8 protein-coding genes are annotated in these 6,306 nt (G+C 69.0%); 4 read left to right on the top strand and 4 right to left on the bottom strand.

Going from position 1 to position 6,306, the window contains the following annotated elements:
* Positions 1–894, top strand: an 894-nt coding sequence (locus DMH12_RS36445) for a hypothetical protein (RefSeq protein ID WP_260474474.1), incomplete at its 5' end; no start/stop codon positions are given.
* A 77-nt stretch (positions 895–971) separates the two neighbouring features.
* Positions 972–1,136 (top strand): hypothetical protein, encoded by a 165-nt coding sequence (locus DMH12_RS39370; RefSeq protein WP_007451049.1) that lies wholly within the window; start codon positions 972–974, stop codon positions 1,134–1,136.
* Here DMH12_RS39370 and DMH12_RS36450 read toward each other — a convergent pair.
* On the bottom strand, positions 1,122–1,499 hold the full coding sequence (locus tag DMH12_RS36450; protein WP_125495583.1) for a metal-sensitive transcriptional regulator: 378 nt from the start codon (positions 1,497–1,499) through the stop codon (positions 1,122–1,124). The genes DMH12_RS39370 and DMH12_RS36450 overlap by 15 nt on opposite strands.
* 239 nt (positions 1,500–1,738) lie before the next feature.
* On the opposite strand from DMH12_RS36450, the gene DMH12_RS36455 reads away from it, so the two are divergent.
* Complete coding sequence (locus DMH12_RS36455; RefSeq protein WP_122621147.1) at positions 1,739–2,359, top strand: DUF47 domain-containing protein; 621 nt, start codon at positions 1,739–1,741, stop codon at positions 2,357–2,359.
* 7 nt (positions 2,360–2,366) lie between these two features.
* On the top strand, positions 2,367–3,365 hold the full coding sequence (gene pitH / locus DMH12_RS36460) for a low-affinity phosphate transporter PitH (protein ID WP_125495584.1): 999 nt from the start codon (positions 2,367–2,369) through the stop codon (positions 3,363–3,365).
* Positions 3,366–3,468: 103 nt separating this feature from the next.
* Here the strand turns inward: pitH and pstB are convergent, their stop codons facing one another.
* From pstB to pstC, 3 genes are all read right to left on the bottom strand, one after another.
* Positions 3,469–4,245: a phosphate ABC transporter ATP-binding protein PstB gene (gene pstB / locus DMH12_RS36465; protein ID WP_125495585.1), complete on the bottom strand. Its 777-nt coding sequence runs from the start codon at positions 4,243–4,245 to the stop codon at positions 3,469–3,471.
* Positions 4,246–4,297: 52 nt separating this feature from the next.
* Positions 4,298–5,356, bottom strand: a complete 1,059-nt coding sequence (pstA, locus tag DMH12_RS36470) for a phosphate ABC transporter permease PstA (RefSeq protein ID WP_125495586.1) — start codon at positions 5,354–5,356, stop codon at positions 4,298–4,300.
* Positions 5,353–6,306: phosphate ABC transporter permease subunit PstC (gene pstC, locus DMH12_RS36475; RefSeq protein ID WP_260474475.1), on the bottom strand; the 954-nt coding region annotated here is incomplete at its 5' end. The genes pstC and pstA, both read right to left, overlap by 4 nt.

Consider the following 6,306-nt stretch of genomic DNA (forward strand, 5'->3'; position numbering starts at 1 on the left):
GAGAGGGAGCGACGGGGCAGGACCGGGGCGGGCGGTGGGCTCGCCCTGGCCGGGAGTGTCGTCTGCGTGTGTCTGACCGGTGCCGCGTGCTCCGGGCCGGGGTCCACCGCGCAGGGGGCGGACGGCGGTGATCCGGTCGCCGTGCTGCACCAGGCCGCCGACCGGCTGGTGGCCTCCGGGAGCGCCAAGGCGCGCACCGCGATGGAGATGGCCAGCGGCGGGACGCGGGTGACCATCCGCGGCGAAGGTGAGTACGACTTCGAGGAGCGGCTCGGGCGGCTCAAGGTGCGGCTGCCGCAGGACCCGGCGGGGACGAGTGAGCATCGGCCGATCACCGAACTGCTCGCGCCGGGCGCGCTGTTCATGAAGAACCGCGGCGCCGGAGTGCCCGACGACAAGTGGGTGCGGGTCGACACCGCCTCGCTGTCCGACGGGAACCTGGTGACCGGCGGGGCGACGGACCCCTTCGCCGCCGCCGAGGTGCTGCGCGGCACGCACCGGGCGACGTTCGTGGAGCGCACCGAGGTCGCGGGGACCGCGGTGCGGCACTACCGGGGGACCGCCGATCTCGCGGCGGCGGCCCGCGGTGCCTCGGACGGCAACAAGAAGGCGCTGGCCGTGGCGGCCGAGGGGTTCGCCACCGCCGAGGTGCCGTTCGACGCCTACCTGGACGACGAGGGGCGCATCCGCAAGCTCCGGCAGCGCTTCAGCTTCGTCAACGGGCGCGAGGAGGGCACCGTGGCCGTGGCCTCGACGACGCTGCTCTTCGGCTTCGGCACCGCCGTCCGCGTACGGCTGCCCGAGGAGCGGGACATCTACGCCGGCCGGATCGCGGCGGAGCCCGGTGAGGCGGCGGCCGGGGCCGCGGATGAGGCGGCGGACGGCAAGAACTAGCCCTTCCGTGCCATGCGCGGTGCGTAGGCCGCTCCCTACTCTAGGAAGCCGGTGACGGCAGAGACGAGGTGACGGGTGTGGCTCCGGTCGGCGGCACGGCGGTTCAGGACCACGTGGCCCTCGCCGAGATCGAGCTGTGCGGTGAGCTGATCATCGCGGCGTCCGCAGCCCGGGAGCGGCTCAGCCTCGAGAGCATCGACGAGGTGCTGCGCGTGGCCGAGGAACGCTCACGTGCGCAGTAGCCGGCCGATGGCCTTCGTCGCCTCTTCCACCTTCGCGTCGATCTCGGCGCCGCCCTTGACCGCCGCGTCGGCGACGCAGTGGCGCAGATGCTCCTCCAGGAGCTGCAGCGCGAAGGACTGGAGGGCCTTCGTCGAGGCCGAGACCTGGGTGAGTATGTCGATGCAGTAGACGTCCTCGTCGACCATGCGCTGCAGGCCGCGGATCTGGCCCTCGATGCGGCGAAGGCGTTTGAGGTGTTCGTCCTTCTGCTTGTGGTAGCCGTGCACGCCGCGGTCGTGGTCCGTCACGATCTCCGTGCCGTCCGTCTCCACCTGTTCCACGGCGGCGGAGGGCGCACCCGCGCCGGCCTCGGTGGTCGTCATCGCGCCCTCCTGCTGGATTTCGTCGGATCCGGGGTATCCAGGGGATTGCGGACATATACCCCTGACGGGTATATGGTAACGAACTTTCCCGGGTAAGGGGCCCTTCGCAGAGCCCCGACGTCGCCCCCCTGCTCATCACTCTGCCTGATGGGCGACACTGGGGGACGGCCCGTTAGCCGTGGCCGGATGATGCGCCTAGCATCAGCCTGACCGAAACCCATGCACCCCGAGGACCCCACGTGCGCTTTCGTCTGACCCCCAGGGAGACGAGCTTCTACGACATGTTCGCCGCCTCTGCGGACAACATCGTCACGGGCTCGAAACTCCTGATGGAACTGCTCGGGGCGGACGCATCCGCCCGGGCCGAGATCGCCGAGCGTATGCGGGCCGCCGAACACGCGGGTGACGACGCCACGCACGCGATCTTCCACCAGCTGAACTCCTCGTTCATCACGCCCTTCGACCGCGAGGACATCTACAACCTCGCGTCGTCCCTCGACGACATCATGGACTTCATGGAGGAGGCCGTCGACCTGGTCGTCCTCTACAACGTCGAGGAACTGCCCAAGGGCGTCGAGCAGCAGATCGAGGTGCTGGCGCGGGCCGCCGAGCTGACCGCCGAGGCCATGCCGAACCTGCGCACCATGGACAACCTCACCGAGTACTGGATCGAGGTCAACCGCCTGGAGAACCAGGCCGACCAGATCCACCGCAAGCTGCTCGCCCACCTCTTCAACGGCACCTACGAGGCAATAGAGGTGCTGAAGCTCAAGCAGATCGTGGATGTGCTGGAGGAAGCGGCCGACGCCTTCGAGCACGTGGCGAACACGGTGGAGACCATCGCCGTCAAGGAGTCCTGACCTCTTCATGGACACCTTCGCTCTGGTCGTGACCATCGGGGTCGCGCTCTTCTTCACGTACACCAACGGCTTCCACGACTCGGCGAACGCGATCGCGACGTCCGTGTCGACGCGCGCGCTGACGCCCCGGGCGGCGCTCGCGATGGCCGCCGTCATGAACCTGGCCGGCGCGTTCATGGGCTCCGGGGTCGCCAAGACCGTCAGCGAGGGGCTGATCGAGACGCCCGAGGGCTCGAAGGGGATGGGGATCCTCTTCGCCGCGCTCGTGGGCGCGATCGTCTGGAACCTCATCACCTGGTACTTCGGTCTGCCGTCCTCGTCGTCGCACGCGCTGTTCGGCGGCATGGTGGGGGCCGCGCTCGCCGGGAGCACGACCGTGTACTGGCACGGGGTCGTCGACAAGATCGTCATCCCCATGTTCCTGTCGCCGGTCATCGGCCTGGTCTCCGGTTATCTGGTGATGACCGCGATCATGTGGATCTTCCGGCGGGCCAACCCGCACAAGGCGAAGCGCGGTTTCCGGATCGCGCAGACGGTGTCGGCGGCGGGCATGGCGCTGGGGCACGGTCTGCAGGACGCCCAGAAGACGATGGGCATCGTGGTGATGGCGCTGGTCATCGCCGATGTCGAGGACTACGGCGACCCGATCCCGGTGTGGGTGAAGATCGCCTGTGCGCTGATGCTGTCCGCGGGGACGTACGCCGGTGGCTGGCGGATCATGCGGACCCTGGGACGCAAGATCATCGAGCTGGATCCGCCGCAGGGGTTCGCCGCGGAGACGACCGGTGCGTCGATCATGTTCGGGTCGGCGTTCCTGTTCCACGCGCCGATCTCCACGACGCACGTCATCACGTCGTCGATCATGGGTGTCGGGGCCACGAAGCGGGTGAACGCCGTGCGCTGGGGCGTCGCGCGCAACATCATCATGGGCTGGTTCATCACCATGCCGGCCGCCGCTGTGGTGGCCGCGGTGTCGTTCTGGCTGGTGAATCTCCTGTTCCTGTAGGGCGTGAAAGCTGGAAGGGCCCGCCCCCGTTGTCGGGGGCGGGCCCTTGTGCTCCTCGCGGTGGCACCGCCATGCAGCACCGCGAGGGGATCGGGAGGCGTGGCTAGCCGAAGCGGCCGGAGATGTAGTCCTCCGTGGCCTGGACCGACGGGTTGGAGAAGATGCGCTCCGTGTCGTCGATCTCGATCAGCTTGCCGGGCTGGCCGACGGCCGCCAGGTTGAAGAACGCCGTGCGGTCGGAGACGCGCGCCGCCTGCTGCATGTTGTGCGTCACGATGACGATCGTGAAGCGCTCCTTCAGCTCGCCGATCAGGTCCTCGATCGCGAGGGTGGAGATCGGGTCGAGGGCGGAGCAGGGCTCGTCCATGAGCAGGACGTTCGGCTCGACCGCGATCGCCCGCGCGATGCACAGGCGCTGCTGCTGGCCGCCGGAGAGCCCGGAGCCCGGCTTGTTCAGGCGGTCCTTGACCTCGTTCCAGAGGTTGGCGCCCCGCAGGGACTTCTCGACGACGTCGTCCAGGTGCGACTTCTTGTACTTGCCGTTGAGGCGCAGGCCGGCCGCCACGTTGTCGTAGACCGACATCGTCGGGAACGGGTTCGGGCGCTGGAAGACCATGCCGACCTCGCGGCGCACGGCGACCGGGTCGATGCCGGTGCCGTAGAGGTTCTCGTCGTCCAGCATGACCTTGCCGTCCACCCGGCCGCCCGGGGTGACCTCGTGCATGCGGTTGAGCGTGCGCAGGAAGGTGGACTTGCCGCAGCCGGACGGGCCGATGAAGGCCGTCACGGAGCGGGGCTCGACGGTCATCGAGATGTCCTCGATGGCCAGGAAGGAGCTGTAGTAGGCGTTGAGGCCGCTGACATCTATGCGCTTGGCCATGGGTATCACTGCTTCTCTCGGGTCAGGTCGCTGACTGTTTCCGCCGGTCGCGTCAGCGACCCGTCTTCGGTGCCTTCCAGCGCGCGATGCCGCGGGCCGCCAGGTTGAGGATCATGATGAACGCGATGAGCGTCAGGGCCGCCGCCCAGGCACGGTCGTAGGCAGGGTCGGAGCCCGCGCTGTACTGGAGGTAGATGTACATCGGCAGCGACTCCTGCGGATCCTGGAACGGGTTCGCGTTGATGAAGTCGGTGCCCCAGACCAGCAGCAGCACGGGGGCCGTCTCGCCGGTGATGCGGGCGACGGCCAGCATGACGCCGGTGACGATGCCGCCGATCGACGTCGGCAGGACCACCTTGAGGATCGTGCGCCACTTGGGCACGCCCAGGGCGAGCGACGCCTCGCGCAGCTCGTTCGGGACGAGCTTGAGCATCTCCTCGGTGGACCGGACGACCACCGGGATCATCAGGATGCACAGGGCGAAGGAACCGGCGATGCCGGACGGGCCCATGTCGAGGATCAGGACCCACAGGCTGAGGACGAACAGACCCGCGACGATCGACGGGATGCCCGTCATGACGTCGACGAAGAAGGTGACGGCCTTGGCGAGCCGGCCACGGCCGTACTCGACCAGGTAGATCGCGGTGAGCACGCCGATCGGCACGGAGAACAGGGTGGCGAGGCCGACCTGCTCCAGGGTGCCGAGGATGGCGTGGTAGATGCCGCCGCCGGGCTCGCTGTCGGCGACCACGCCCATCGAGTGGCTCAGGAAGTAGCCGTCGAGGACCTTCACACCCTGCTTCACGGTCTCCCAGATCAGGGAGAGCAGCGGGATCAGCGCCAGCAGGAAGGCGACCCAGACCATGCTGGTCGCCACCCGGTCCTTGGCCTGGCGCACGCCCTCGACGCGCGCCGAGATGCCGTACGAGCCGGCGACGAAGAGCACCGCGGCGATCAGCGCCCACTGGATGCTGCTGTTCAGCCCGGCCGCGGCGCTGATGCCCAGGCCGGCGAGGACCGAGCCGCCGGCGACCGCCCAGGGGAACCACTTGGGCAGGGTCGCGCCGCGCAGGGAACCGCGGCTCTTGGGGGTAAGGGTTGCGTGGCTCATGCGTTGGCCCCCGAGTACTCCTTGCGGCGGGCGATGATCATGCGGGCCGCGCCGTTGACCGCCAGGGTGATGACGAACAGCACCAGGCCGGAGGCGATCAGCGCGTCCTGGCCCATCACGGTCGCCTCGTTGAACTTGCTGGCGATGTTCTGCGCGAAGGTGCCGCCGCCCGGGTCGAGCAGGCTGGGGCTGATGTCGAAGGTCGGCGAGAGGACCATCGCGACGGCCATGGTCTCGCCGAGCGCGCGGCCGAGGCCGAGCATCGAGGCGGAGATGACGCCGGAGCGGCCGAAGGGGATCACCGACATCCGGATGACCTCCCAGCGCGTGGCGCCGAGGGCCAGGGCGGCCTCCTCGTGCATGCGCGGGACCTGCCGGAAGACCTCACGGCTGACGTTGGTGATGATCGGCAGGATCATGATCGCGAGCAGGATGCCCACGGTGAACAGCGAGCGCGGCGCGCCGCCGTTCCACTCCAGGATCCCGGTCCAGCCGAGGTACTGGTCCAGCCAGCCGTAGAGCCCGTTCAGGTGCGGCACGAGGACGAGCGCGCCCCACAGGCCGTAGACGATCGAGGGCACGGCGGCGAGCAGGTCGATCACATAGGAGATCGGGCCGCCCAGCGCGCGCGGCGCGTAGTGCGTGATGAACAGGGCGATGCCGACCGCGACCGGGACCGCGATGATCATGGCGATGATCGACGACACGACGGTGCCGAAGGCCAGGACCGCGATGCCGAACTCGGCCGGGACGCCGCTCGGGTTCCACTCGAAGGTGGTGAAGAAGTTGGCCTCGTCCTCGCTGATCGCGAGGGTGGCGCGGTAGGTGAGGAAGGCCGCGATGGCGGCCATGATGACCAGCACCAGGATGCCGGACCCGCGGGAGAGCCCGAGGAAGATCCGGTCGCCGGGGCGGGTGGCGCCGCGGGCGGCGCGCTGGTCCCCGGGGGT

Source organism: Streptomyces sp. WAC 04229, from assembly GCF_003947455.1.
Lineage (GTDB): Bacteria > Actinomycetota > Actinomycetes > Streptomycetales > Streptomycetaceae > Streptomyces.